This is a genomic window from Alteromonas sp. R7 (genome assembly GCF_055755235.1).
Genome location: NZ_JBVTQX010000007.1, coordinates 97,093 through 121,753 on the forward strand (window position 1 = coordinate 97,093; position 24,661 = coordinate 121,753).

At 45.1% G+C, this 24,661-nt stretch carries 19 protein-coding genes; 4 read left to right on the forward strand and 15 right to left on the reverse strand.

Annotated features, from left to right (window positions below; genetic code table 11):
• Positions 1-25: 25 nt before the first annotated feature.
• The 13 genes from AC0J2X_RS12750 to AC0J2X_RS12810 form a co-directional block, all read right to left on the reverse strand.
• On the reverse strand, positions 26-1,261 hold the full coding sequence (locus AC0J2X_RS12750) for a type II secretion system F family protein (RefSeq protein WP_342340800.1): 1,236 nt from the start codon (positions 1,259-1,261) through the stop codon (positions 26-28).
• Positions 1,261-2,973, reverse strand: a complete 1,713-nt coding sequence (locus AC0J2X_RS12755; RefSeq protein WP_039236887.1) for a GspE/PulE family protein — start codon at positions 2,971-2,973, stop codon at positions 1,261-1,263. The genes AC0J2X_RS12750 and AC0J2X_RS12755 overlap by 1 nt, the downstream gene beginning before the upstream one ends.
• Entirely contained in the window at positions 2,973-4,199 is a 1,227-nt protein-coding gene (locus AC0J2X_RS12760) for a tetratricopeptide repeat protein (RefSeq protein WP_342340799.1), read from the reverse strand. The genes AC0J2X_RS12755 and AC0J2X_RS12760 overlap by 1 nt, the downstream gene beginning before the upstream one ends.
• Positions 4,196-5,098, reverse strand: a complete 903-nt coding sequence (locus tag AC0J2X_RS12765; RefSeq protein WP_039236883.1) for an ExeA family protein — start codon at positions 5,096-5,098, stop codon at positions 4,196-4,198. Before AC0J2X_RS12765 ends, AC0J2X_RS12760 begins: the two co-directional genes overlap by 4 nt.
• 2 nt (positions 5,099-5,100) lie before the next feature.
• On the reverse strand, positions 5,101-6,849 hold the full coding sequence (gene mshL / locus AC0J2X_RS12770) for a pilus (MSHA type) biogenesis protein MshL (protein ID WP_014947896.1): 1,749 nt from the start codon (positions 6,847-6,849) through the stop codon (positions 5,101-5,103).
• On the reverse strand, positions 6,833-7,153 hold the full coding sequence (locus tag AC0J2X_RS12775; protein WP_014947895.1) for an agglutinin biogenesis protein MshK: 321 nt from the start codon (positions 7,151-7,153) through the stop codon (positions 6,833-6,835). Before AC0J2X_RS12775 ends, mshL begins: the two co-directional genes overlap by 17 nt.
• A gap of 9 nt (positions 7,154-7,162) precedes the next feature.
• On the reverse strand, positions 7,163-7,810 hold the full coding sequence (locus AC0J2X_RS12780; protein ID WP_014947894.1) for an agglutinin biogenesis protein MshJ: 648 nt from the start codon (positions 7,808-7,810) through the stop codon (positions 7,163-7,165).
• Positions 7,785-8,411: a PilN domain-containing protein gene (locus AC0J2X_RS12785; RefSeq protein ID WP_061439056.1), complete on the reverse strand. Its 627-nt coding sequence runs from the start codon at positions 8,409-8,411 to the stop codon at positions 7,785-7,787. The genes AC0J2X_RS12780 and AC0J2X_RS12785 overlap by 26 nt, the downstream gene beginning before the upstream one ends.
• Entirely contained in the window at positions 8,408-9,322 is a 915-nt protein-coding gene (locus AC0J2X_RS12790; RefSeq protein WP_061439054.1) for a hypothetical protein, read from the reverse strand. Before AC0J2X_RS12790 ends, AC0J2X_RS12785 begins: the two co-directional genes overlap by 4 nt.
• Before the next feature lie 166 nt (positions 9,323-9,488).
• Positions 9,489-9,992: a hypothetical protein gene (locus AC0J2X_RS12795; protein ID WP_061439053.1), complete on the reverse strand. Its 504-nt coding sequence runs from the start codon at positions 9,990-9,992 to the stop codon at positions 9,489-9,491.
• 135 nt (positions 9,993-10,127) lie between these two features.
• Positions 10,128-10,706 (reverse strand): phosphoglycerate mutase family protein, encoded by a 579-nt coding sequence (locus AC0J2X_RS12800; RefSeq protein WP_232376016.1) that lies wholly within the window; start codon positions 10,704-10,706, stop codon positions 10,128-10,130.
• A 113-nt stretch (positions 10,707-10,819) separates the two neighbouring features.
• Positions 10,820-12,367 (reverse strand): glycerol-3-phosphate dehydrogenase, encoded by a 1,548-nt coding sequence (gene glpD, locus AC0J2X_RS12805; protein ID WP_061439048.1) that lies wholly within the window; start codon positions 12,365-12,367, stop codon positions 10,820-10,822.
• 304 nt (positions 12,368-12,671) lie between these two features.
• Entirely contained in the window at positions 12,672-13,430 is a 759-nt protein-coding gene (locus AC0J2X_RS12810) for a DeoR/GlpR family transcriptional regulator (RefSeq protein WP_014947888.1), read from the reverse strand.
• Between the two features lie 160 nt (positions 13,431-13,590).
• Between AC0J2X_RS12810 and glpK the strand changes: the two genes are divergently transcribed.
• The 4 genes from glpK to AC0J2X_RS12830 all read left to right on the forward strand — a co-directional run bounded on the left by glpK (position 13,591) and on the right by AC0J2X_RS12830 (position 22,085).
• Complete coding sequence (glpK, locus tag AC0J2X_RS12815; RefSeq protein WP_061439046.1) at positions 13,591-15,075, forward strand: glycerol kinase GlpK; 1,485 nt, start codon at positions 13,591-13,593, stop codon at positions 15,073-15,075.
• 305 nt (positions 15,076-15,380) lie between these two features.
• The gene (locus tag AC0J2X_RS12820; protein ID WP_014947886.1) at positions 15,381-18,125 is read left to right on the forward strand and encodes a TonB-dependent receptor; all 2,745 of its coding nucleotides are present in this window, start codon (positions 15,381-15,383) and stop codon (positions 18,123-18,125) included.
• Positions 18,126-18,191: 66 nt separating this feature from the next.
• Positions 18,192-19,646, forward strand: a complete 1,455-nt coding sequence (locus AC0J2X_RS12825) for an SLC5 family protein (protein WP_039217377.1) — start codon at positions 18,192-18,194, stop codon at positions 19,644-19,646.
• A 309-nt stretch (positions 19,647-19,955) separates the two neighbouring features.
• A complete protein-coding gene (locus tag AC0J2X_RS12830; RefSeq protein ID WP_061439044.1) occupies positions 19,956-22,085 on the forward strand; it encodes an alpha-galactosidase in 2,130 nt (709 codons plus the stop codon).
• A 78-nt stretch (positions 22,086-22,163) separates the two neighbouring features.
• Here the strand turns inward: AC0J2X_RS12830 and AC0J2X_RS12835 are convergent, their stop codons facing one another.
• Both AC0J2X_RS12835 and AC0J2X_RS12840 read right to left on the reverse strand, forming a co-directional pair.
• Complete coding sequence (locus tag AC0J2X_RS12835; protein ID WP_069943577.1) at positions 22,164-23,450, reverse strand: alpha/beta hydrolase family protein; 1,287 nt, start codon at positions 23,448-23,450, stop codon at positions 22,164-22,166.
• A 179-nt stretch (positions 23,451-23,629) separates the two neighbouring features.
• A complete protein-coding gene (locus AC0J2X_RS12840) occupies positions 23,630-24,583 on the reverse strand; it encodes a hypothetical protein (RefSeq protein WP_061439040.1) in 954 nt (317 codons plus the stop codon).
• Positions 24,584-24,661 lie beyond the last annotated feature (78 nt).

A 24,661-nucleotide genomic window follows, 5' to 3' on the forward strand; every position in this document is an offset into this window, starting at 1 on the left:
TTTTCCCCAGTTATAAAGCGCTTTATCAGCCGCCTTTCACCGCCGACATCATGTTCCACATTGGCGTAAATATGCCAAGCGCCAGGATCAATACCATTACCGCAACAAAACCAATCAAAATAGGTTCGATTTTGGCCGTTAAACTTTTCAAGTCGAAGTCGACTTCACGTTCGTAATAGTCAGCACTTTCTTCTAACAATGGTTCTAGTCGTCCCGTCTCCTCACCTACTGCAATCATCTGTAGTACAAGTGTAGAAAACAGTTCGCTATTTTTCGAAACTCTAAGCAAACTTTCGCCTTTTTCGATCCCTTGACGCATTTCTTTAATGCGCTTTTGCATGTGCGCGTTGTCAACGGCGTCGGCAGTAAGTGAAAGCCCTGCGGTTAACGGCACGCCTGCACGTAAGATCATTGAAAAACTTCGGCTATATCTTGAAAGTAATGATCGCTCAATAATGCTGCCCACGACAGGCAACTTTAGTTTAAATTTGTCCCATTTGAGTCGTCCATTAGACGAATTAACGTATTGTTTAACAGCGAAAATCCCTCCCACAATCACAATAATTAGCAGCCACCAATAGTTCACAAAGAAATTGGAAGTACCAATTAACACGCGGGTCATAATTGGAAGTTCAGTGTCAAAGCGCTCAAACATTTGGGTGAACACTGGCACAACAAATAGATTCAAAATAAACATGGCAATTGCTAGCGCAATTAACACAAAAGTGGGATAGCGCAGCGCCGATTTGATGCGCTTGCGGGTTTCTTGCTCGCGTTCGAAATAGAGGGCAAGCTGTAGGAATACGTCGTCTAATTTACCGGTATTTTCACCTACCACCACCACGGATATGGTAAGTCTCGTAAACACCTTTTCATATTTAGCCATAGAAGAAGACAGACTTCGCCCCTGCTCTAACTGGTCTGCAATATCTTTCAAAATCTCTTGAAAGCGTTTATGCGATGCATTTTCGCTTAGGCCTTTAATGGCGCGAATAATGGGAATACCGGCCTTTAGCAATGAGTACATTTGGCGGGAGAATATGATCATTTCATCCAGTCCCACCTTTTGTTGAAATAAACGCGTGATATCGAAGCCGTCTCCTTCATTTTCTGCACTGCGTTTTTTTGATTCAACAATGGTAAGAGGCACAATGTTTTGTGACAGCAAGGCTTGTGCTGCGGCTTGCGCTGACGCGGCTTCAATAACCCCTTTTTGCGGCCCGCCTTGCGTTGACTTACCTGCGTACTTGAACTGTGGCATTAGTGATTCACCACTTCAGGAACAAATTCAGCGACTTTGAACACTTCATCTAAAGAAGTTTTGCCCTGAGCTGCGTAGTCCAGCGCCATGTGAGATAAAGGAACAAAGTCTTTATTCGCCTTAGTCGCATCTACGAAGCCCTGCGTATCGTCTTCACGCAAGGCCTCCATCATGTCCTCGTTCATTTCCAGAAATTCAAAAACACCTATCCGGCCTTTGTATCCTGTGTGATTACAACTGTTGCACCCGCGCCCTTTATAGAAGGTGGCAGTGGCTAATTCAGGTTTCAAGAAGCCAACCCACGCTTGTTCTTGGGCGGTTGCAGGCTTTTCTTCTTTACAGTTTTCACACACCCTACGAACCAGACGCTGTGCAAGCACTCCTCGTAATGAAGTAGCAACCAAATACGGCGCCGCGCCCATATCGATAAGGCGAATAGCGCTGGTTACTGAGTCGTTGGTGTGAAGCGTACTTAATACCAAGTGGCCGGTTAATGCACCTCGAAGACCAATCTCTACGGTTTCTTGGTCACGCATTTCCCCCACCATGATAATGTCAGGGTCTTGACGTAACGTAGTGCGAAGAATGGCGGCAAAGTCCAGCCCAATTTTGGCATTAACCTGAACTTGGTTGATTCGCGGTAGACGGTATTCAATGGGGTCTTCAGCCGTTATGATTTTAAGGTCAGGCTTATTGAGTTCGCTAAGTGCCCCATACAGAGTCGTAGTTTTACCGGAACCCGTAGGCCCCGTTACCAGGATCATACCGTGGGGACGATTAATGGCAGCTCTAAATTTCTCTGCCATAGCATCGGGCATACCGGTTTGGTCTAGCGTTAGTAGGCCAGCAGACTGGTCTAATAAACGCATAACTACCGCTTCTCCATTGGCTACCGGCATGGTCGACACACGCACATCTAAGGTGTGTCCTTTTACTTTAATATTAAATCGTCCGTCTTGTGGAATACGCTTTTCAGATATATCCAAGCCAGACATGAGTTTGAGTCGTAGTACCAGCGCCGACGCTATTTTCACTTGGTTGAGCGTGTTTTCTTGCAAAACGCCGTCAACACGTTGTCGAATGCGCAGGATTTTTTCATCGGGCTCGATGTGAATATCTGATGCCCTAACTTGAACGGCGTCTTCAAATATTGAGTGAAGTAGCTTAACGACCGTGGCATCCGAGGTGGTGTCATCAAGGGCTGACAACTCAAAATCAGCCTCGTCTGCATACTCTTCACCCAGTTTTTCAGCAAACGACGCAATGTCCTGGGTACGGCGGTAAACAGAATCAAATGCCTCTAGCATTTGGTTCTCTTGCACAATAGCCAGCTCAATGGTTCGAGGAGCGACTAACGGGCCGAGTTGGTCTAAGCCTCCCAAGTCCGTTGGGTCGCTCATGCCCAGCAGCACTTCATCGTCGTCCGCCTCTAACACTAAGGCACGGTAGCGACGTGCGTAAGTCTCTGGGATAAGCTGAGCTTGCTCTGGATCTATACGGCGCTGTGTTATATCCAAGAAAGGAATATTTAACTGCTGTGCCAAGAAGCGAAGAAGCTGGGGTTCGCCGATAAAGCCCAAATCGATAAGTGTATCCCCTAGTTTGCGGCCTGACGTTCGCTGCGCCGCAAGCGCATTGTCAAGCTGCTCACTGGAGATAATGTTTTCGTGAACGAGTAAGTCGCCAAGGCGCATCTTTAATCGAGGTCGCATTAAGGCTGCTCCTGTAAATCAGTTAGACGCGAGTTTGCATATTGTGCAGATGCAGAGGAAAGCCCGCCAATGGCGAGTGCCCTGGAATAAGATGATATCGCCAGGCGCTCATCTGCCAATGCGTCATAATTCACCCCTAGTGCCAACCACCATTTCGCATTATTAGGCTGTAGCGATGTCATAGCGCTGAATGCTGATATCGCTTGCTCTGACTTATTGATGGTTTGAGCAGAGGTGCCCTTTAAAATTAGATAGTCGGCACGGCCTTCGGCTAACGCTTTAGCATCCAAGCTATCAGGCATCAAATTCAATACTTCTTCGAAGCGGCTTTCCTGCACCAGAATTTTGGCCATTAGCTCTCGCCAAATTAATTCGCTAGGCGAGATCACAATGCCCTCTGAAAGTACCTGCAGTGCCTGTAAATTATTGTTTTGTCCAAAATAAAGTGCAGCCAGCTGCTTGCGCGCCTCGTCATTTTGCGGAAAGGTTGCCAGTGCTAGCGTGAAGCTTTTTTGAGCTTCATCAAAAATGCCAAAGTTATACGCTTTAAGTCCTGCTTCTAAATGCACAGCACTTTGTTGTTCAGGTGACTTAGGTGCTACCTCAACTACAGGCTCTCTGGTTATGATATTTGTGGGTTTAGGCTCTGCGGCCTTCGAGCTTGAGGGTTGTATTTTGCTAACCGCAGACAGTTCTGATTGAGGGCTACTGGCGTTTGCGCTGTTATTGACGTTTGACGCCTTCGCTTCATCAGCTGTGCTGGTTGCTGATGCCGTAGTTGTAACCCTTTTTCTGTATTGAGCTTCATCATCTTCTAATGACTCATCAACGGTATTAAAAACCAGCTCAGCCACATCTGACGCACGGTTTTGTAGCGCCATATCACTTTCAGATAACGGGGTTGATTGCATTCCTTGTGACGGCGCATTTATATCTGCTGTGCTATCGGCAACGCGCTCTGATATTGTACTTTCAGCAGGCGGGTTGTTAACACGTGCGGCACTTGAAACGGCCGTTGTGCTTAACCCATCTTCATTTTTTTCGCGATGGGAAGTACCAGATAAAAGTGTAATTACTAACCATACTACAAACACCAAAACGGCGATGATCATGAGCGCCTTTGGCCACACTGGACGTTGACTGACTTCAACGGTTGGAGGCAAACCAAAGTCTTCACTTTTATTGCGTTCATCCAGTGACTTTAAGGTGTCATTCAAAATACTCATATGCCACCTGCGCCGTATACATGTAGTACACTTGCAACTGCCACCACAGCAAGCGACAAAATAACAAGACTCTGCCTTGGGACAAGTCGGCGTTTACAGTCATGTGTATCGAAAACGGCGCTTAGGGTATGTGACCAGGTCGCCGACGCCTTGCCCTGACCATATGCGCGCAAAAGAATCTTATGACAAACTATGTTAACCAAGCGAGGCGTACCCTTGGTAACCAACGCTATAAATGCGCGCAGCCCTCTAGATATCAACTGTTCGTCACCACCTGCTGTCGTCAACCGGTGACCAATATAGTAATCGACTTCGGCTGACGTCATTGTGCGTAAAGTGTAGGAAAAACTTATTCGCTGGCGGATTTGTCTTACTTTAGGGTTTGCCAGGTTGTCATCAAGTTCAGGCTGTCCAAACAAGACAATTTGAAGCAGCTTACTTTTTTCCGTTTCCAAATTGCTGAAAAGACGCAGCATCTCAAGAGCATCCCAACTCAGCGACTGCGCTTCGTCAATGATTAATACCGCTTGTCGTCCCTCTTTTTTAAGGGCTAATAGCTTTGTCTCTATTGCATTATGTAAGCCTTGATTATCACTATTTCCTTCCGTAACAATGCCTAACTCTCTCGCAAATGCTTGGCGTAATTCATCAGGCGAAAGGTATGGATTGGGTAAATAGCAGGCTACAAATTTATCAGACAGATGATTAATTAATTTACGGCATAACAATGTCTTACCTGTACCGACTTCACCGGTTACTTTTATAAAGCCTTCAGACATACTCAATGCTGATAAAATGACTTTCAACGCTTCATTGTGTGGCGCAAGCGCACAAAAGAAATCCGTATTCGGGGTAAGCGAAAACGGCATATCTGTGAAGTGAAAAAAGCCCTGATACATAATTAGTTTCTATACCACTGATCAAGTAATGACTGAGTGCGAAGACGTTGTTTTTCCCACGTGTCCGGCTGCACAACTGATGGGCGTATCAAGATCACCAGCTCGCGCTTACTCTGCGTTTTGGCTTTGTTTTTAAACGCATTACCAATGAATGGAATGTCACCCAACAAAGGCGTTTTTGATTCTTGCTCACTGGTAACGGTTTCCATCAAACCGCCAATAACGACAATTTCTCCATCGCGGGCACGAATTACCGTATCTGACTCTCGGATATTACTTTGTGCCAGTGGCAGCAAGATTTGTTGATCGCCCACCTGAATGACTTTAGTTTGCTCTGCCGTTTCCGTTACTGATGGGTGAACGTGCAATATAACCGAGCCGCTTCTATCAATTTGAGGGGTAACATCTAAGGCAATACCTGAAAAAAACGGGGTAAGTTCGATGTCATTTTCGTTTTCGGTTTGAGTCGCGCTTTGATCTTCACTGGTCGACACATCGGTGACAAAGTATTCGTCCTGACCGACTTTAATCACTGCTTTCTGGTTGTTAGTGACGGTCACTCTGGGGTTACTCAACATCTGAACATCACCTTGGGTTTGCAGCATATTGATAACGCCGTCAAAGTCACCTCGGGAAATTCTCAAAGTAGAAACGCCGCCAATATCTGTAGAGATTGAGTTCCCTATGCCATTAACTGCATTTATGGCTGGATCTATACCTGCAGCGGTATTTGCAGCGAAGTTTGACGCTATAGCTCCGCCACTGAAGCCAAAGTTCACACTGCCCGTCAAGCCGCTTGCAATACGATCCCAGCGCACGCCTTGCTGATAGCCATCGTTTAGCGTGACTTCAATAATGCGCGCCTCTAATACCACCTGTCGCTGTAAGCTCTCTTGGCTTTGGTTTAAAAAGTCTTTCACCACTGCGATTTCACTGGGCAATGCTCGAACGGTCACTAAGCCCGCTTGGGGTGAAACCACAACCTGGCGGCCTTCTGTTGGAGAGACCAGTACTTTTAGTGCCTCTTTTAAATCGCTCCAAAAGTCGTTTTCACTGGTAGTCTGAATGTTTGAGCCATTGAGCTGCTGGATGTTATTGCCGCCAAGTCCGCCCTGGCCTCCAAAACCACCCTGACCACCTAGCGCGTTCCCGCTAATGTTGTTATTGCCGTTAATTCCACCGTTGTTGCCACCATTGTTTTGGTCTTGCTCACTTACCCCACCGGCAATAACGCTTACGTTAGATACACCGAAGCGCTTGATCATAAGAAAGTTAACCGGGATAGATTCCGTCTTTAGTTGAGAAGGCATAACCTGAATTACCTTCCCTTCCAAAAACACGTCTAACGGATACATTCTCGAAATAATGGTTAACACATCTTCTAACGCCACTTCTTTGAGCGTTAAGCTAATTTGCCCTGACACGGCTGGATGAACGGCGACACTGTAAGGTGTGTCTTCAACTAACGCGTCGAAAAACGGACGCACGTCTACATTGTTAGCAGAAACTGCGAACATTTTCTGTGATGTTGGCGCAGGTAACGCTTGATAACGGGCAACCTCTGCCAGCAGTTCTTGGTTAAGCTGAGGGGGCGGTGTTGGTTTACTTGATGTCGTATTCTGAGAACGTGCTAGTTCATCGCGAATATGAGGTTTTACTTCCTCGCCAACACCATAAGATTGGCAACCTGCCACAACTAACGCTGCAGACAAAACCAATGTGTTAACAATGAGGCTATTTTTTAATTTCATATGCATACATTCTTAGTATTTTCTGCTGACGTCCGTCAGTGATAACCACGTTCTTGGGGTTAATTTTTGATACGGTGTATTCGTTAAGTGTATCGCCCACGCGGTAAGATTTACCTGATATGATGGCGCTATAACCTGTACTGCGTTTAAAGATAGATTGAAGTGCTAGCTCTCCTGCTACAGCTTCATCATTGCTAGACACTGATGCACTGGCGATTGCAGGCCTAGTCGGGTCGACAGACGCAACTGCAGGTAAGCATGTTGCTATCGCTAAAGCTGTGACCACAATTCTTAACCGTTTCACACTCTCTCCTTACAGCGAGATAAAGGTTTCATTATTGCTTACCGTTGCTAACCCCAGTGCTAACGTGGCACTTGGGTAAGCTTCAACGTTGTAAGCAAAATCTGTTACTACGACTTTTTCAGGGGCGGCTTGAAGGCGCGCTAGGTAGCTACGCAGGTCAAAGTAACTTCCCTCAATAATTAAGCGCATGTTATGACGGTAAAACGGTGTGCTTTGAGACTCACCGTCACCGAAGCGTACTGTTTCGGTAGGCTCGACCTTAAAATTCACTAAGCGTACGTTGTCTTCTTCGTTTAGAAGCGTCATAAGCAGCTCGGGCATTCGATCGGCTGCGACAAACCCTTCATTAAGTGAAAGTAGTGCCTCATCAATTGATAGTAGGTCTTTTCTGGCCTTATCGAGTTCTAGCTGCGTGCGCTTTGTATAATCGATGGTTAGCGCTTCTTGAATGGCATCTCTTTGAATGACCAATGCTTTGTGCTCGCTCTCCTTTCTGATGACTGCTTTATCGGTTGCAGACAAGTCATCAAGTGCAGGCGAAACACCGAACCAGAAGAATAGATAGATAATGAGACCAAAACTCACCCATGTAATTAGCTGTTTTTCTCTGCTTTCAAGAGCGGAGAATTTCTCAGAGAGCTGCTGGTACTGATTCATCAGCGTCTCCTTCAAAATCTGTGGATATCAAGAATTGTTTCACGTTTTCTTTGCCGTCTACTTCATCAAACTGCACTGAAGAAAATGACTTACCTTGGAAAAACGGAGACTGCTGCAACTTTTTAAGCCACACAGGTATAGATGAAGGCGCCAAGGTTTGGCCTGACAGGCGAATGGTTTGTGTATCGATATCAATACTCGTCAGCCATAGGTTCTGATTGTGGAAATTAGCCAAATCGTCCATAACCTCGCCGTACTTTGTTGCGTCAAATGACAACTCTCCGCTATCAAGATACGCTAACAGACGTCTTCGGTTTTCAATTTTGGCGTTCACCTTTTCAAGCTGTTGCTGAAGCGACTGGGTGTCTCGTTTCTTCTCGAGTGCAGCGCTTAAGGTTTTAATTTCGCTATTCAGTTGGCTAATCGCGTTTGTTTTTTCATTTAACTTTTTCTGCTTCGCCCCCAACGTAATATTGAGCGCGATTACCACCACCAACATGACACCTATTGCCGCGCCATTCAGCCAAAGTACCTTCGAGAATGGTAACCGCTCTTTCTTTGGTTTTAGGGAGTCCTGATAGAGGTTTATCGTTCTTTTCATGCCACCTCTCTTGCTGCAACAAGTGCACTTGCTAACGCAAAGTGGCAGGCAGGTTCAACTACATCGGCTAAATTAAGCTGTGAAGTAAAGACATTCATGGCAACGGGCTGAAACGGCTTCAGCCGTTCGATCACTGGCACACAGTCAAATTGAGTTTTAAACAGAATTTCTTTTAAAGGCGGCTGCTTAAGTTGCGACTCATAGAAATCCATTGAGCGTTGAATTTCTAATCCCAAAGTATCACTTAGCTGTGACAGGTCTGTCTGCTCATTAACTTTGCTTACAAATCCACGTAAGCGACGTGCCAACCAAATAGCCTGAGAGCGCACTATCATTAAAAACGGTTCACTGTTGGGCTCTTGGATGATGAGTAGTCGCGCATAGTCATCATTTGGCACCATTTCAGTTGCTAACACTTCTTTGGTGTGGATATGTGTAAGCTGCTTGTCTTTCTTTTTTGCCATGCTCGCTGCGACGGCAGCAAGTGAGGACCTTTCGGCAGCGAATACATTTATCTTTTGGCCGCCACTCCGACTTTTAACCGGGTAGTCGACATAGTCTAAAACCATGTTGCTGGAGTCATAGGGAACCAGCTCTCCGAGAGTCCACGGTAACGCTGTTGTAATATCCTCTTCTGCCATTTCTGGCTTATCAACCTGTACCATGTGGTACATATGCTGTGAAAGCACTATAGAAACATTACAGGTCGACTTAGCAAACGGGCTTAACGCCGCCGATAGCTGTTGCTTGAGAGGCTGATGCTGATCATAGGGAATTGAAGAAACAGAATTAAGTGAAACAGCGTCGCCACTGCGCTCTATAGCCACAATGTGTAGCTCAGAAGCACAGACCGACACGCCTACAGTGACGCTAGTTTTTTTACTTTTCGAAGAAAATAAGCTTGAAAGCATATATCTACTTAATTCGTTAATGCCGAGTATTATCTTATAACCAACAATACCTTATGGCGCCAATGAGTAACATGGCCTTAACTCAAAAGTAGACTAATTATCTAAATAGAACAAATACCTATATAAGCATAGGCCTATATTGTGTATCCTCGTTTATGTGTCCAGTTTAATCGCTTAAATTTGTTACTGTTCCGTTTGCAGGAAAATAGTCGAAATACGCGCCGCTACTTAAGCTGAAGCGACACCAATAGTTGTCTTCGTTCTCTTCAAGTTCAGCGTAATAGTCTGCATGGATTTTAAAGCCGTCCACGCGCAGTGGTGTCGCCATTAGCGACGTCCATATTTTTTCACACCCTTCACTAGAAAGCTCTGCGGTCGGCCATCCGTTGTGATTCATTCGCACCGGAGTACGATTCGTTTCTTTGCCCGACTCGTTGTAGTGAATCAGCATTATCATAGTGGTGGGTTGGCGGACTCGCCATTGCCAGTGAGACGAGACGACGTGACGCTTAAACGTATCTAGATTTAGTGCAAATGCGATGATTGTGGTGTCTTGCTCGTCGGTATGAAGAAAGTTGATAGTGACGCCAAAGGTAATTGCAAAAATAGCTGCAATAGCCGCTTTAAAAACATTAGACGTGGAAGGTTTCTTTTTGTTGGTTTTATTCATTGTCGATTCCCCATGCCTTTGTTCAAGTCGTTAGCGCTTGTTAGGCATTGTTCTATTTTATCGACATTTTGAAGAAAAAATGAAGTAGGTATAAATAAACCTTAAGAATTTCTGGTTAAAAACGAAGGCTCAGCATTATGGCAACGGCTTGTGCAATATCGTAATTCCCCAAAAATCACCGTCTTTTTGCTTTAATTGCCAGCCATTTTTTATGAGTGATTTTCGGGTGTAATAGTTAGTCATAGCATGCCCGAATAGCACTATCCGTTCGTGTTTCTCACACAGTTTTTCGATACGCTCGGAAACAAGGTTAACCCTTTGCTTGGCAGCTTTGAAACTTTCAAATCGACCTTTAAATCCTATAAACCATAGTGCACGGCTTAAGACGACCCAGTGCCAACTGCGCAAGGTGAACGGAAGTTTGTAATAAGGAATATCCATTTCTTTAAGGTGGGGCAATTCTTCATCAATTTCAGTCGCGCCGTAATAAGCCGCAGACAATTTAGCCCTTAGTAACGGGCTAACCACAATGTAGCTGTCGTCGATATGGGTCTTCTGCTTTGGGTGACTTGTTGGATCGAGTATCGATTTATCATAGTTACGCACCCACTGAGCATATTGAGCTGAGTTTACTTTGTCATTATGCGCCGAGAGAGGCTTACCGTGTCTAATAAGTACGACTTCCTTGACGGAAGTATTGTTTATCACGTCCATGTTCATTTTAAGTCGTCTACTTTATCCTGTTGGGCTAGCTAATCAATGGCGATTGAGCCACCTTATCGCTTTTCAAGCAAAGATGGCTCCTTCTAATGCGTAACTCTCACGGATTAGGCGCTTGCCAATACAGCATCCACAGACTCATCCGATTGAACTGCGCCAGAAACTTTCGTTGAGATATAAGAAGACAGCGCTTCCTGTCGGGCTTTGTCCAAGCGTAATCCATGTTTTGTTCTGCGCCAAATCACGTCTTCTAGACAACAAGCCCACTCGCAATCTATAAGGTAGTCAACTTCTGCCTGATACATACCAGCCCCGAAATGAACCCCCATAGCATCGACTGACGCTTTACCTTTAAGAAACTTATAACATAGTAAGCCATACTGTCTTGCGTAGCGTTCAGCGATAGCGCTGTCCAGCCAAGAAAACTCGGAAGTTAGTTGAGCAACTAGCGATTCTTGACTTTCAAATGCACCACCTGGTAGCGGTACTTCTTTGGTCCACGCTTTTTTCGCTTTCGGGAAACATGAGACAAGTTTATCTACCGCGTGCTCTGAAAGCTTTCGATAGGTTGTAATCTTGCCGCCGAAGATATTAAGTAATACGGGCTTTCCAGCCTCACCCTTAAGCTCTACTTTATAGTCCCGAGTAAGTTCTTGTGCTGACGCGTTTTTCTCTTCTAAGAGTGGGCGCACGCCACTGTAAGTATGGACTATATCTTCGCGTGTTATCTTGGACTTGAAGTAGTTGTTTACGACGTCAATTAAGTAATCAGTCTCTTCGTTTGAAATTGCAGCGTCAGACGGATTACCTTTAAAGTCTTCGTCTGTTGTGCCCACAAGTGAGAAATCACCTTCGTAAGGGATCACAAATACAATACGCCCGTCTTTATTTTGCAGAATGTACGCTTCATCAGAGTTATATAGCTTGGGAACGACAAAGTGGCTTCCCTTCACCATGCGCATCGCATTGGGGTTGTGAATATTTACCAAGCGATCTAGAAACGATACTGCCCACGGCCCAGCCGCATTGACAATTGATCTGGCCTCAACTGAAAACGTTTTCCCTTGAGACGTTTTAAGCTCCACATTCCACAAATTATCTAACTTTTCAGCTTTAACGCATTCAGTACGCGTATATATCTTCGCCCCCTGATCTCGGGCAGCTAGCGCATTTAGAACCACTAAGCGTGCGTCATCTACCCAACCATCTGAGTATTCAAAACACGTTGAAATATCGCTAACCAGCGGGCTTTCACTGGTGGTCGTTAGCTTACGTGAGCGCGGTAACATATTGCGCTTAGCCAGTGAGTCATAGAGGAATAAACCAATTCGTATCATCCACGCAGGGCGTAAATGCTTTTGGTGAGGCAAACGAAAACGTAGCGGCCACATGATGTGAGGCGCTTTCTTCAACAACACTTCACGTTCTGCCAGCGCTTCTTTCACTAAGCGAAATTCATAATGTTCTAAATACCTAAGTCCACCATGAATTAATTTGCTGCTAGAAGAAGACGTTGCGCCTGCGAGGTCACCTTTCTCGCACAAAGCAACCGAAAGCCCGCGTCCCGCAGCGTCAAGCGCGACGCCTACGCCGTTAACACCGCCGCCAACGACTAAAACGTCGACTGTCTGTTCAGTTTGATTGCTTTGACTCATACATTGCCTCTAGTGGTATTTATATGGATATCCTCATATGGTTGTCTATTTGACAAGCAAAAAGAAAACATGTCAACACAAAACGAACATTTACGAACATTAAAGAAAGTTAAAATTCGTAGTTAAAAGGAATGAACAAATCCAATCGCAACAATATTTGACTGATTTACATTGAAAAATACGTGGTGTGTAAAAGCGCTTGCGGCAACAGTGCGTAATGTTTAAAGAAGGCTGCCAAAAAGTACAATGCGAGCAAAACCGAGAACAGGTTTAAAAGTAGTGGAAAACTATAGCAAATAGATGGTCACGCTTTGACAAAGGTGATGTTATTTTCTTCGATTATCTTGCTTATGCTGGGCGGCGGCGTTTTATCACAAACTAAGCAATCAACCTGTGAAATGTGCCCCTGCTCCACCATTGCGCGGCGTTCAAACTTACTGTAGTCGGCAGCTAATATAACGTGTTGAGTATGTTCCAAAATAGCTTGGGACACTTTCACTTCTCTGAAATCAAAGTCAAGTAGTGCACCGTCCGAACTAATGCCACTGATACCGATTATGCCGTAATCCATGCGGAACTGGCTTATAAAATCGCAGGTTGCCTCGCCAATGATTCCGCCATCGCGATAGCGAACTTCACCGGCAGCAATTATGACGGAGAAATCCTCTTTAGCCGAAAGAATGGTAGCAACGTGAATATTGTTGGTTACCACGTGAAGGTTTTTGTGGTTGAGCAACTTAGTTGCAATCATTTCCGTCGTCGTACCGATATTAATGAACAACGATGCGCCGTCGGGGATCATCGCAGCCACTGCTTCAGCAATTTTCTCTTTGACTTCGCTGTTTTGGGTTTTCCTTTCCTGATATGGCGTGTTTTCCCAACTTCTGTTAAGGCCAGCACCACCATGATAGCGGCTAACCACACCATTTTCAGCAAGCTGGTTAAGGTCTCGGCGGATTGTTTGCGGCGTAACTTCGCAAGCACTGACCAAATCGTCAATAGACATAAAACCATGTAGCTTTATAAGCCCAACAATTTTTTCGTGTCTTTGCGTTTGATTCATCGTGAGTCCTCAGAATTAGAAAATTACATCAATTATACGTGCTTAACTTCAATGTTCCCATAACAAAACGAAACGCCAATGTTCGTTTTCGAAAATATAGCATTGTTAATCCTGTGTAAATGATGCAAACTCTATTAAAACTATCTTCAGGAGTGACCTTATGGGACAACATATCCTTGCCATTGACCAAGGCACAACAAGCTCTCGCAGCATCATTTTTTCTCCAAAGGGCAGTATAGACGCTATTGCACAGCAGGAATTCTCTCAAAAATATCCGAAAGATGGCTGGGTTGAGCATGATCCAGAGGAAATTTGGGAAAGCGTTGTCTCTACCCTCAAAGATGTTTTCAAGAAATGTTCATTAACACCATCAGATATCGCAGCCGTTGGTATCACTAACCAGCGCGAAACAACCTTAGTGTGGAATAAAAACACTGGCGAGCCTGTCTACCCGGCTATCGTTTGGCAAGACAGACGCACAGCCCAGCTTTGTCGTGATTTAAGTGAAGACGAAGAGCTCGTCTCACACATTACTGAATCGACAGGGCTTCTGTTAGACCCTTATTTCTCTGCCACAAAAGTAGCTTGGATATTAGACAATGTAGAAGGTGCAAGACAGCAAGCCGAGGATGGAGAGCTGCTGTTTGGAACCGTAGACACGTTCCTTATATGGCGCTTAACGGGTGGTGAGTCACACAAAACTGATGCCACCAATGCCTCGCGTACAATGCTGTTCGACATCAATAACCAATGCTGGGATGAGAAGTTACTAGATAAATTCAATATCCCACGCTCAATGCTACCCGAGGTGATGGACTGTGCGGCTGACTTTGGTGTAATGAAAGAAGACATCATAGGTAGAGCTATTCCTATCCAAGGCGTAGCAGGCGACCAGCAAGCAGCATTAGTAGGCCAAGCGTGCTTTGAAAAAGGCATGGCCAAGAGCACCTACGGTACCGGCTGTTTTATGATATTGAACACTGGTGACGCCCCTTTGCAATCGAAAAACCGATTACTCACCACCGTTGGGTATCGTTTAAACGGCAAAACGACTTATGCGCTTGAAGGCAGTATTTTTATGGCCGGCGCAACCGTTCAATGGCTCAGAGATGGTCTGAAGCTTATCGACGATGCCGCCGAATCTGAGGCACTTGCACAGCGAGCAAGACAAGATAACGGCGTCTTCCTTGTCCCGGCATTTACTGGTTTAGGCGCACCTTATTGGGATCCAGATGCCCGTGGCGCAATTTTAGGTTTAACCCGCGACACAGGCATTAGCGAAATCGTTGCTGCGGGACTTCAGTCTGTTTGCTACCAGACGAAGGACCTGCAAAAAGCAATGGAAAGCGATGGTGCTCGCCCCACAACTATTCGTGTAGATGGCGGTATGTCGCGTAATGATTGGGTTATGGGCTTTCTTTCAGACATATTGGGCGCTGAAGTAGAGCGCCCTGAGATCACGGAAACCACCGCTCTTGGTGCTGCCTTCTTAGCAGGATTACAATCTGGTGTCTTCAATTCAATCGACGATTTAACCCATTGTTGGAAGAGTGATAGCGTTTTCACTCCAAGATTGACCAAGCAAGAACGTGATCAAGCCTATGATGGTTGGAAAGCCGCCGTCGACCGTATCCGCTGCAGCTAATTTTCCTTTATTTTTCTGATTGTTAATAAAGTGCGGCTATAGGCCGCACTTTTTTTATACAAAAAAATTTTTTATAACATTGTAATTACATTGTCATTTTGTGCTAGTATTGGATCCAAGGTAAACGTTTCACCTTTTACCTTAAATCAGAAACGCTATATTTTTCATAAAGTTACAAATAATAATCACGAAAATATAACGTTAAATGTGTAAAAATATTGTTAATAATCTTGATCCGCACATACTAAAAACGTAATTTAAGTGCAAAGTACGTTAAAACGTAGCCTACTCACGGAGAAAACACAGTGACACATAAAATTAACACATCACAGTTAGGCCCTATCGCGAAACGCTCACTTTTAGGTGTTGCTATCGCCTCTGCCCTACACGCCCCTATTTCACTGGCACAGGAAGCAACTACTGCTACTGATAAAGAAGTGGAAGTTATCGAAGTTAAAGGTTTTACCAGCTCTCTGAAAGCATCAATGCTAGATAAGAAAGCATCTGATGTTGTTTACGACGGTATTACGGCTGAAGACCTAGGTAAATTTCCAGACCAAAACGTAGCTGAATCACTACAAAGAATTACTGGTGTTGCCATTGATCGTTCAGGTGGTGAAGGTCAATTTATTACTGTGCGTGGTTTCGGCCCAGATTTTAACACCGTACTTGTTAACGGCCGCCAGATTGCTACAGAAAACCAAGGTCGTGCTTTTAGTTTCGATACGCTTCCAGCTGAACTAATCAGCGGTGCAAAAGTTTACAAGAGCCCTCTCGCTTCTATGCAAGAAGGTGGTATCGGTTCAACCGTAGAAATCACAACTGCTCGCCCATTCGCATTTGACGGCTTCAAGGCCGTTGCAAGTGTAAAAGGCATGTACGAAGACATTTCTGAAGAAACAACGCCACAAATGTCGGGCTTAATTACCAATACCTTTATGGATGGTAAACTAGGTGTGTTAGCTGCTGCATCATTCCAACAGCGTAAGCTACAAACAAACATGCTAGAAACGCGTTACTGGCGTCCTGAAGTAAGCCTAACCAATCGTTCTGAGCTAGATAACCCTGATTACGCTGACAATGCTCAGTTCAACGGTGTGTACATTCCGCAGAACTTTGACCAAATCGTTGATTTAGTCGATCGTGAAAGAACATCTGGTAACCTTGTTGTTCAGTATGCTCCTAACGATGACATGACGCTTACTTTAGATGGTCTTTACTCTAAATTTGAAGTTGACTCAGACGCACACAGTGTTGGCCATTGGTTCTCTGATAGCAACCTCGACAACATGTCTTTTACTGACAACGGTAGTCTATCAGGTGTAACAAGCACCGTTGTAGACGGTGTTGGTGGTGCGACTGACTTTATTCGCCGCCGCTACGGCCGAGATGTTGAAATCCAAGCATTCGGTGCAAACTTTGAGTGGTTAGTAAACGACAACTTGACTGCAAACATTGATATCTCAACTTCAACTGCCGAAGACAGCAGTGGCGGTGACAACTTCTTCACTGTTGTGGGTTATAACAATGAATACAGTGTAGATTTCACAGGTGCTACCCCATCATTGACTGTTGCCGGTGGTGATGCCGCTTTGCAAACACCTTCACTAGGTCGTATGCACTACAATGAGCGTAACGGTTTTGACACGGAAGATACCATCAGTGAATACCGTGCAGACTTCTCTTGGGTACCTGATTCAGACAATGCGTTCTATAAAGCAGATTTCGGTATCTATTTCCAAGATCGTGAAAAATCTAACACTCGCTTGTTCGCTTCTGGTTGTGACATTTATTGTGGCTACACATTCGATCTTCCTGACGAGCTTCTAAGTGTATTTACTGCACAAAACTACTTCGGTGGTGTGCCTAATCAGTGGCTAACTTACGACCCTGAAGCGTTCTTTGACTACGCAACGTCTGATGCAGCAGTACAGCAAATTGCAGACGCTACAGGTGAATCATTCGATGATGTTCGCGCAGCGATTGATGCAACAAATATTGGCAACCCACAGCCAAGCAATGACTCATTCGTAGTGAGCGAAGAAGTATTAAGTGCGTACGCACAATTCTACTTCACTACTGAAATCTCAGAGATGCCACTTGATGTGAATTTTGGCTTCCGCTACAGCGAAACTGACACTTCAGTAGACGGGACAAGTCAGATTGTAAGAGATCTTCAGCCAATCCCTAACGATCCGTCAGACCTTAATGTAGTTTATGAAACAGAAGTAGGTGCGCCGGTTAACGAGAAAAACAGCTACTCTTCGCTGCTTCCTAACTTAAACGTTAAGCTACAGTTAACAGACGATTTATACCTACGTTATGCGTTTTCTGAAACGCTAACGCGTCCAATGATGGATGACTTAGTGCCTGTATTTAATGTTACTGTGAGCCGTCCGGGTAACTTGCAAGCACAAGCGGGTAACACTGAACTTAAGCCATATAAAGCGACCAGCTGGGATGTATCTTTAGAATGGTACTACGATGATACTAGCTACTTCTCAGCAGCAGCCTTTAACAAAGAAGTGGAAGACTTCATTGCAGGTGATGTTGCTGATGAGTCTCTTTTCTTAGAAAGTGGCGAGTATGTATTTAGCGTTCTGCGCCCTCGTAACGGCGATACGCTTGAAGTTGAAGGTTTAGAGCTTGCTTGGTTGCACACGCTTGAAAGCGGCTTCGGTATCCAAGCTAATGCTACTATCGTTAACTCAGATGCAGAATTTAGCCTACCAGGTTTAGGTAACTCACAAAACATTACATTGTTCTACGAAAAAGATGCGTTCCAAGCGCGTGTTGCACTGAACAATCGTGAAACCTTTATGCAAGAAGCGGTAAGTACTCTTGGTGGTACTGAGCCTCGTTTCACTGAGACTTACACCCAAGTTGATATGAGTGTAAGTTACGATGTAACTGAGTCTCTTACGGTATTCTTCGAAGGAATTAATATTACTGACGAAGAGCTAACGCGTCGCGGTCGCTTATCAGAACATTTCGTTCAACAAGTTGCTGACGGTGCTCGTTACGCTGTTGGTGTTCGTGCTAGCTTCTAATAACAACTAGTCTATCAAGGGGGCGCTGTTGCCCCCTTTTGTCTTTATTCTGCTGAGGAGTTTTTCGTGTCAGGCAGCTTAACCCAACTTGTCGTTTTTATTTTCATCACCGCACTTATCGGGCTTCTTACCTATTTAAAGTGTCGCGGTCATGGGCATAGTAAAGCCAACGAAAACAAAGAATATTTCTTAGCTGGCGGCGGACTAACATGGATATACGTCGCGGGCTCAATAACGTTAACTAATTTAAGTACCGATCAACTTGTAGGGATGAACGGTAACCAAATGGCACTGCTTGCGTGGTGGGAATTTGCCGCGGTGGCGGGCCTAATCATTCTCGCGCGAGTTTTTCTTCCCGTCTATTATCATTATCAGTGCACCACAACCACCGAATTACTGGAAATGCGCTATAACAACAAGCATATAAGAGCACTAATAGGCCTTCTTTTCTTCCTAGGTAGCAGCCTTATTTTCATGCCTGCCGTAATCTACACCGGCTCGCTTTTCATGATTAACATGTTCAATGTAGACATTCCACTTATGTATGTTGCCACCGCTTTTGCATTGATTGGTGCCTTCTACGCTATCTTTGGTGGGCTTCGCGCGGTTGCAGTTTCAGATACCTATTCTGGCGTATTGCTTTTGACTATGGCGATTGTTGTTGTCGTTCTTGCACTATTCGCAATCGATTTTGATTTCTCGGGCATACCTGCCGAACGCTTAACCCTAATTGGTGATAATGATTCACCTCTACCATGGCACACGTTATTAACCGGTATGGTGTTTATCCAGACTTTCTACTGGAGTACGAATCAGGTAATCACTCAGCGCGCCATGGCTGCACCTAATTTAAAAGAAGCACAGAAAGGCGTATACGCTGCAGCGATCATCCGCTTTATCGTTGTTCCTACCATTATCGTAGTTCCAGGTATCATTTCGTATAAGCTGTACGGCGATATCAACGATGCCGCTTACGGTACGTTGGTAGGTGATGTTTTACCTAGCTGGCTATCAGGTGTATTTGCAGCGGCCCTCGCTGCAGCAGTACTCACTACTTACAACAGTAACCTCAACTCTGCGACTGCACTTTATGTCTGCGATATACACGAGGCGTATTTTCAGAAGAAGCCAAACGTTGCGCGCTTAAGCGGCTTTGTGACCGCGGCGCTTACTATTGTATCGCTAGTTATGGTTCCTGTGTATGCGCAAGCAGAAAGCATCATCAACCTGCTTCAACAACTTTTCGGGTTGTTAAGTATGCCTATTCTTTCCATCTTTATTGTTGGATTACTATTTAATAACGTAAACGCCAACGCGGGAATAGCGGCAGTTGTCTTTGGTGTGGGTCTATACGCTTTCTTTAGCTTTGTACACGCTCCTTTCGGCCTGCACTACATTCACCTGATGTTGGTCACATTGGTTTGCTGTATTGCCCTCGCCCTTGTCTTAAATCGGGTTGTATTTAAGCAAAAGGCAGAATGGCGTGGTCGTTTGATAGAGAGCGAAGAAGCACACGGCTAATAAGGTCAGCCATATATTGGCTGGTTCAGATAACTAGGATTACTACGGTTGTGGCGGAGCAAAAGTACGGTTTGTTGCTTACTTTTGTTCCGCCACACGCTGTGAAGTAGATGAAAGCAGAGAGAAGACTCTGTAAGCGTGATTGAAACAGATTTAATTACTCGACGACCGTGCAAGAAAGCAGGTATTAAGCTCGATAAACCGTTGTAAAACCATAAAACCGTACGGATGTTCCTTCTGTACTTTTCAGTCATCTTTTCTTTTAACAACATGCGCTATAAACATCTAGGCATGTAAAATGAGGTTTTTATGTCGTCACTCACATCATTCGTTCGTTTGTCGAACGAGAAAGCCACATTAATATTCGACTGCCAGGGTCGTATGCCCAAAGTCATTTACTATGGTGCGCCATTAAGTGACAGTACAACACCAGAAATGCTGAGCGTTTTAAACACCCGTCAAGAAGCCAAATGCGCACCCGTAATTGAACCGCCGATTACGTTGGTACCGACTCACGGTGACGGCTGGACGGGTCAGCCAGGTCTTGAAGTGTCGGGCGATGCCGACCAGTGGTCAGCAGGCTTTAGCCTGACCGAAATAAATGAAGATGCACAGTCTGTTGCTTTCGTAAGCGAAGACGCTCGCCGCGGTATGCGTCTTATCACAACTGTTGAGCTCGATAACAAAACAAGCGTAGTAAAATACGTTTCTCGTCTCGAAAACAGTGGCGAAACACCGCTCAATTTAGGCTATTTGAATGCCGCTAGCCTGCCCTTGCCTACTTCCGTAAGTAAAATTAAAACATTTGAAGGCCGCTGGTCAGCAGAGTTTCAAACCAAAGATCACGATCTCTTCTTTGGAAGTTATGTACGTGAAAATCGCCGAGGCAAAACATCTCACGACACCTTCCCTGGCCTGATTGCATTCCCTCAAGGCACGGGTGAACTTAACGGTGAGTGCTATGGCTATCACCTTGGCGCTTCTGCAAACCACAAGCTTCGCGCCGAGCTTATGGCTGATGGCAGAAGCTATGTGCAGTTTGGTGAGTTATTATTTCCAGGTGAATTGGTACTTAACGCTGGCGAAAGCTATACATCCCCCGTGCTTTACACAGGCTATGGCTGTGAAGGTTTCTCTTCGCTATCACAACAGTTCCATAACTTCATTCGCAGCAACGTGCTAAACCACAGTGCTGAATCGAAGCCTCGCCCAGTGCACTACAACACATGGGAAGGAATTTATTTCGATCATAACGAAGATGAACTTAAAGCCTTAGCCGATAAAGTTGCACCACTGGGCATTGAGCGCTTTGTGTTAGATGATGGTTGGTTTAAAGGGCGCAGAAACGACAAGGCAGGGCTTGGCGACTGGTTTGTTGATGAAGCTATCTATCCTGAAGGACTAGACGGGCTAATTGACCATGTTACTGGCCTTGGCATGGAATTCGGTATTTGGTTTGAGCCAGAGATGGTAAACCCTGACAGCGACCTTTACCGCGCACATCCTGAGTGGGCGCTGCAAACCGAGAATAACCCTCACGTTCCTTTTAGAAATCAGTACGTATTGGATTTAACCAACCCTGAAGTGGTTGAGTACCTTTATAAAGTGATTACTGATGTACTGAAGACGTACCCCAAAATCAGCTACATCAAATGGGACATGAACCGCGACGTAAACCACCCCGGCAACCTTCACGGTAAACCTGCGATGCATGGTCAAATGGCTGCGCTTTACAGCTTAATAGACCGCGTTAAGGCAGCGAAGCCAGGCATTGAGATAGAAAGCTGTTGTTCAGGAGGCGGCCGTGTAGATTTAGGTATTTTGCCACACACAGATCGTTTCTGGACGTCGGATTCTAACGACGCACTAGACCGTTTGTATATTCAGCGTGGTTGTTCTTATTTCTTCCCGGCTGAAGTAATGGGCGCACACGTTGGCCCGCGCGACTGCCATATAACGGGTAGACACTTACCTGTTGAGATACGTTCGGCAGTAGCCTTGTTTGGCCATATGGGTATAGAGATGGACCCACGTGAACTTACTGACCACGAGCAAAGAGTGCTTACTGATGCTATTTCACTTTACAAAAAGTATCGTCATATCACCCACGGCGGCGACCTATTCCGCATGGACGATGACGGCATGAACGTAAAATTTGGTTATGTATCTAAAGACAAGCAAGAAGGTATTTTTGCATATAACAGCGTTTTGGAAACTGTTCGCACTACGCCAAACCGCTTCTACTTTGCAGGTCTTGATGCTAACAAACAATACACCATTGAGCGTGTATGGCCTGAAAAGCTAAAAGAATACACCCCGTCTATTTTGCAACAAACTGAAGGGCAAGTATTCTCTGGCGAAGTATTGATGAAATACGGTATGCAGCTGCCGGTGCTCTTCCCACAAACTGCATTGATTTATACCGTTAAAGCGGTATAGAGCTGAAGACTCGACTCGAAAGCTAGAAGCTAAAGCGAGCTAAGCGGTGTTACGCCGCTGCTCGCTTTTTTGTGGTGCTTACTTGCTTTGCATCTCCAAGCCTAACGCCCAGCGATCGTCAAACCCTTTCCAAGGCTCTGGCTTTTTGCCATCTACGGGTACTTGGGCACTACTGCCACTCACATTCAGGTATTCACAATCATCTTTTAAACCTTTCACATGGCAGTTCATAAGCGCAAGCGCAAAATGCTCGTTAATGGCATTAAGCTTTTGCACTTCCCATGCCGGCTCAATGTAACTTCCCAAATCAAATTCACTGCCATAAGCTTCTTTAGGTGCAGGGTGAGGTGCAACATTGTGGCGTGCATTCTTAATGGTTAGTAACTTAGATTCTTTACTGCCGGTATTATCGAATAACCACTTTATACCGTCGTAGCCAGAAATATCGTCGTTATCCCCAGCAACATAAAGAACAGGAACTTTAATATTGTTTAGCGATTGCACATCAAATAGCTGATGTTGCCCGCCCCATGGCGCAAGTGCTAGCGCCGCTTTCCAGGCTGGTAATGCTTCTTCGCTACTGGCCTTGCCACCTGCGCAGGTGTTAAGCGCTTCTTTAATTAACGCCGCCGTTTTAGGATCTTGTGTACCAGTGAAGGTTGCAGCGGTTTGGTCGTTAAAAGCATAGCATCCTCCTACCGTGCTAACTGCGCCGTAGCCCCCCATTGAATAGCCAATCACTCCCGCTTTGCTTGCATCTACACTCTCTTTAAAAAAGGTATTTTCGCTGATGCTGTTCAATGTAAGAACTTGGTCTCGTGAACGATTTAATAACGTACTTGGAAAACCTGAATACGGATTTTCTGCAAAATTAACATCTTTGTTTGTGGAATCTGTGTGGTCGATTGCCGCTACTACATAACCGTGAGACGCGAGGTGTTCGCCTAAATAAAACATAAGGGTGCGGTAACCGGTATAACCATGAGAGATAACAATTACCGGAAAATCAGTGTCAGCAGCGGCAATAGGCGCATCACGGCTTGCATCAGCTTGTACCTCAAACACCTGACCACTTCTTGTTTCATTAATGTACGTGGCCTTTTGAGCCGAGCTTGCTGCAGGATACCAAACCTCCAAAGTAAGTGATCGCTCGACTTCATTACCAGCAATGTCTTTTACTTTAGCAGGATAAGCCGCTTCGATTGTCTTTACGCCAACATCATAGTTACCTTTCTCACTTAACGATGGCATTACGTCGGCTGGAAACGGCTTATAAAGCGTTTGAGCAGCTGATACCGAAGGAGATATGGCCGCGGTCGCTGAAACCAGAACAGCACCGCCAAAAAGCAGGGATAACGTTTTCATAATTTGGGGAATTTTCTCGTTATTAACAGGCAAATTTATAATACCTCGTCACGGGTATCACACAAGCCAAACACTATTATTATTGTTGATTAGGAAGAATAAGGGGAGGTAATAAAATAGGCTGCTTTACGTATGAATTGTCGTGAAAGTAATGGTAAAACGTAAAACCTTGAAAGCCTTCAGTTTGAAAGGTATTGCTTCCACCTTTCATCAAAAAGTGGTTTAAGAAATAAAGGGTATCCATCTGCCACAAAGTTAATGTCTCTTAAGGTTTGGCTTTTCATAGGCGTAGATGTAATGTGAGTTAGCGCGCTGTCTAGATCACTCGTTACCGCTTGTCCTAGCTCACTCTTAGAACACAGTAAGCGCTTTGTTCCTCTTAGCTGCTGTGACAGTTCACTGATTTGATAAACATTAAGCGCATCGAGTTCTTCTTCTGGTAATGCTGAAAGCTCGCGGTGCCCTACATAGCCAAAGTCTATTCTTCCACTTTCCAGAAGGGCAATGGTATGCATGCCTAAGTCTTTGCTTAACCCATTTAAACGAACCACATTGTTTTTTGTAGCCCATTGCTCAACAGTATCGGCGTATACGTTATTCACATCGTTGTAGAGTACCGTTCTCAAATTTTGCTGAAGCAGAGCACGTAAAGAAATGGACTCAAAATATCCCTGTGTTGGCTGAGACTGCGCGGTATCTAATTCATTTTTCAGTGAAGGCTGAAGCGCTTTTCTTGCAACAATGAGTAGCGGTAAGTTTATAGAGGTTGGCTGAGAGTAATATCCCCACTCAGCGCGTTCTTCTTGGTAAGCGGCGCCATAAAAACAATACACTTTTTGTGCGGATTGTTGATGCTGTACCAACGACCATGCGCGTTTAACCGGATAAGCTTCAAATTGGTGGTCGTAGTTATGCAGGTGTGTAGAGAGGTACGCCATGACGTCATAGATCGGCCCTGAAGTGATACTGACACCACTGCCTTCAATTCCAAGCTCGGGTGGTCGCAACCATACTACTGTAGGCTTTTTGGAGACGCAGCTTTCCCCTTCACATTCGCCGTCTGTTTGCGCAAACAGCACGCTGCTTTTAAGACACAACAAAACAAAAGCCACCAAGGTTACTACTACTGACACTGCAAAAACCCAACCTTTTACACGTAATTCTTAAAGCTCACTCATCGCGTTTATGGGAAAACAACAATGGGAATATGA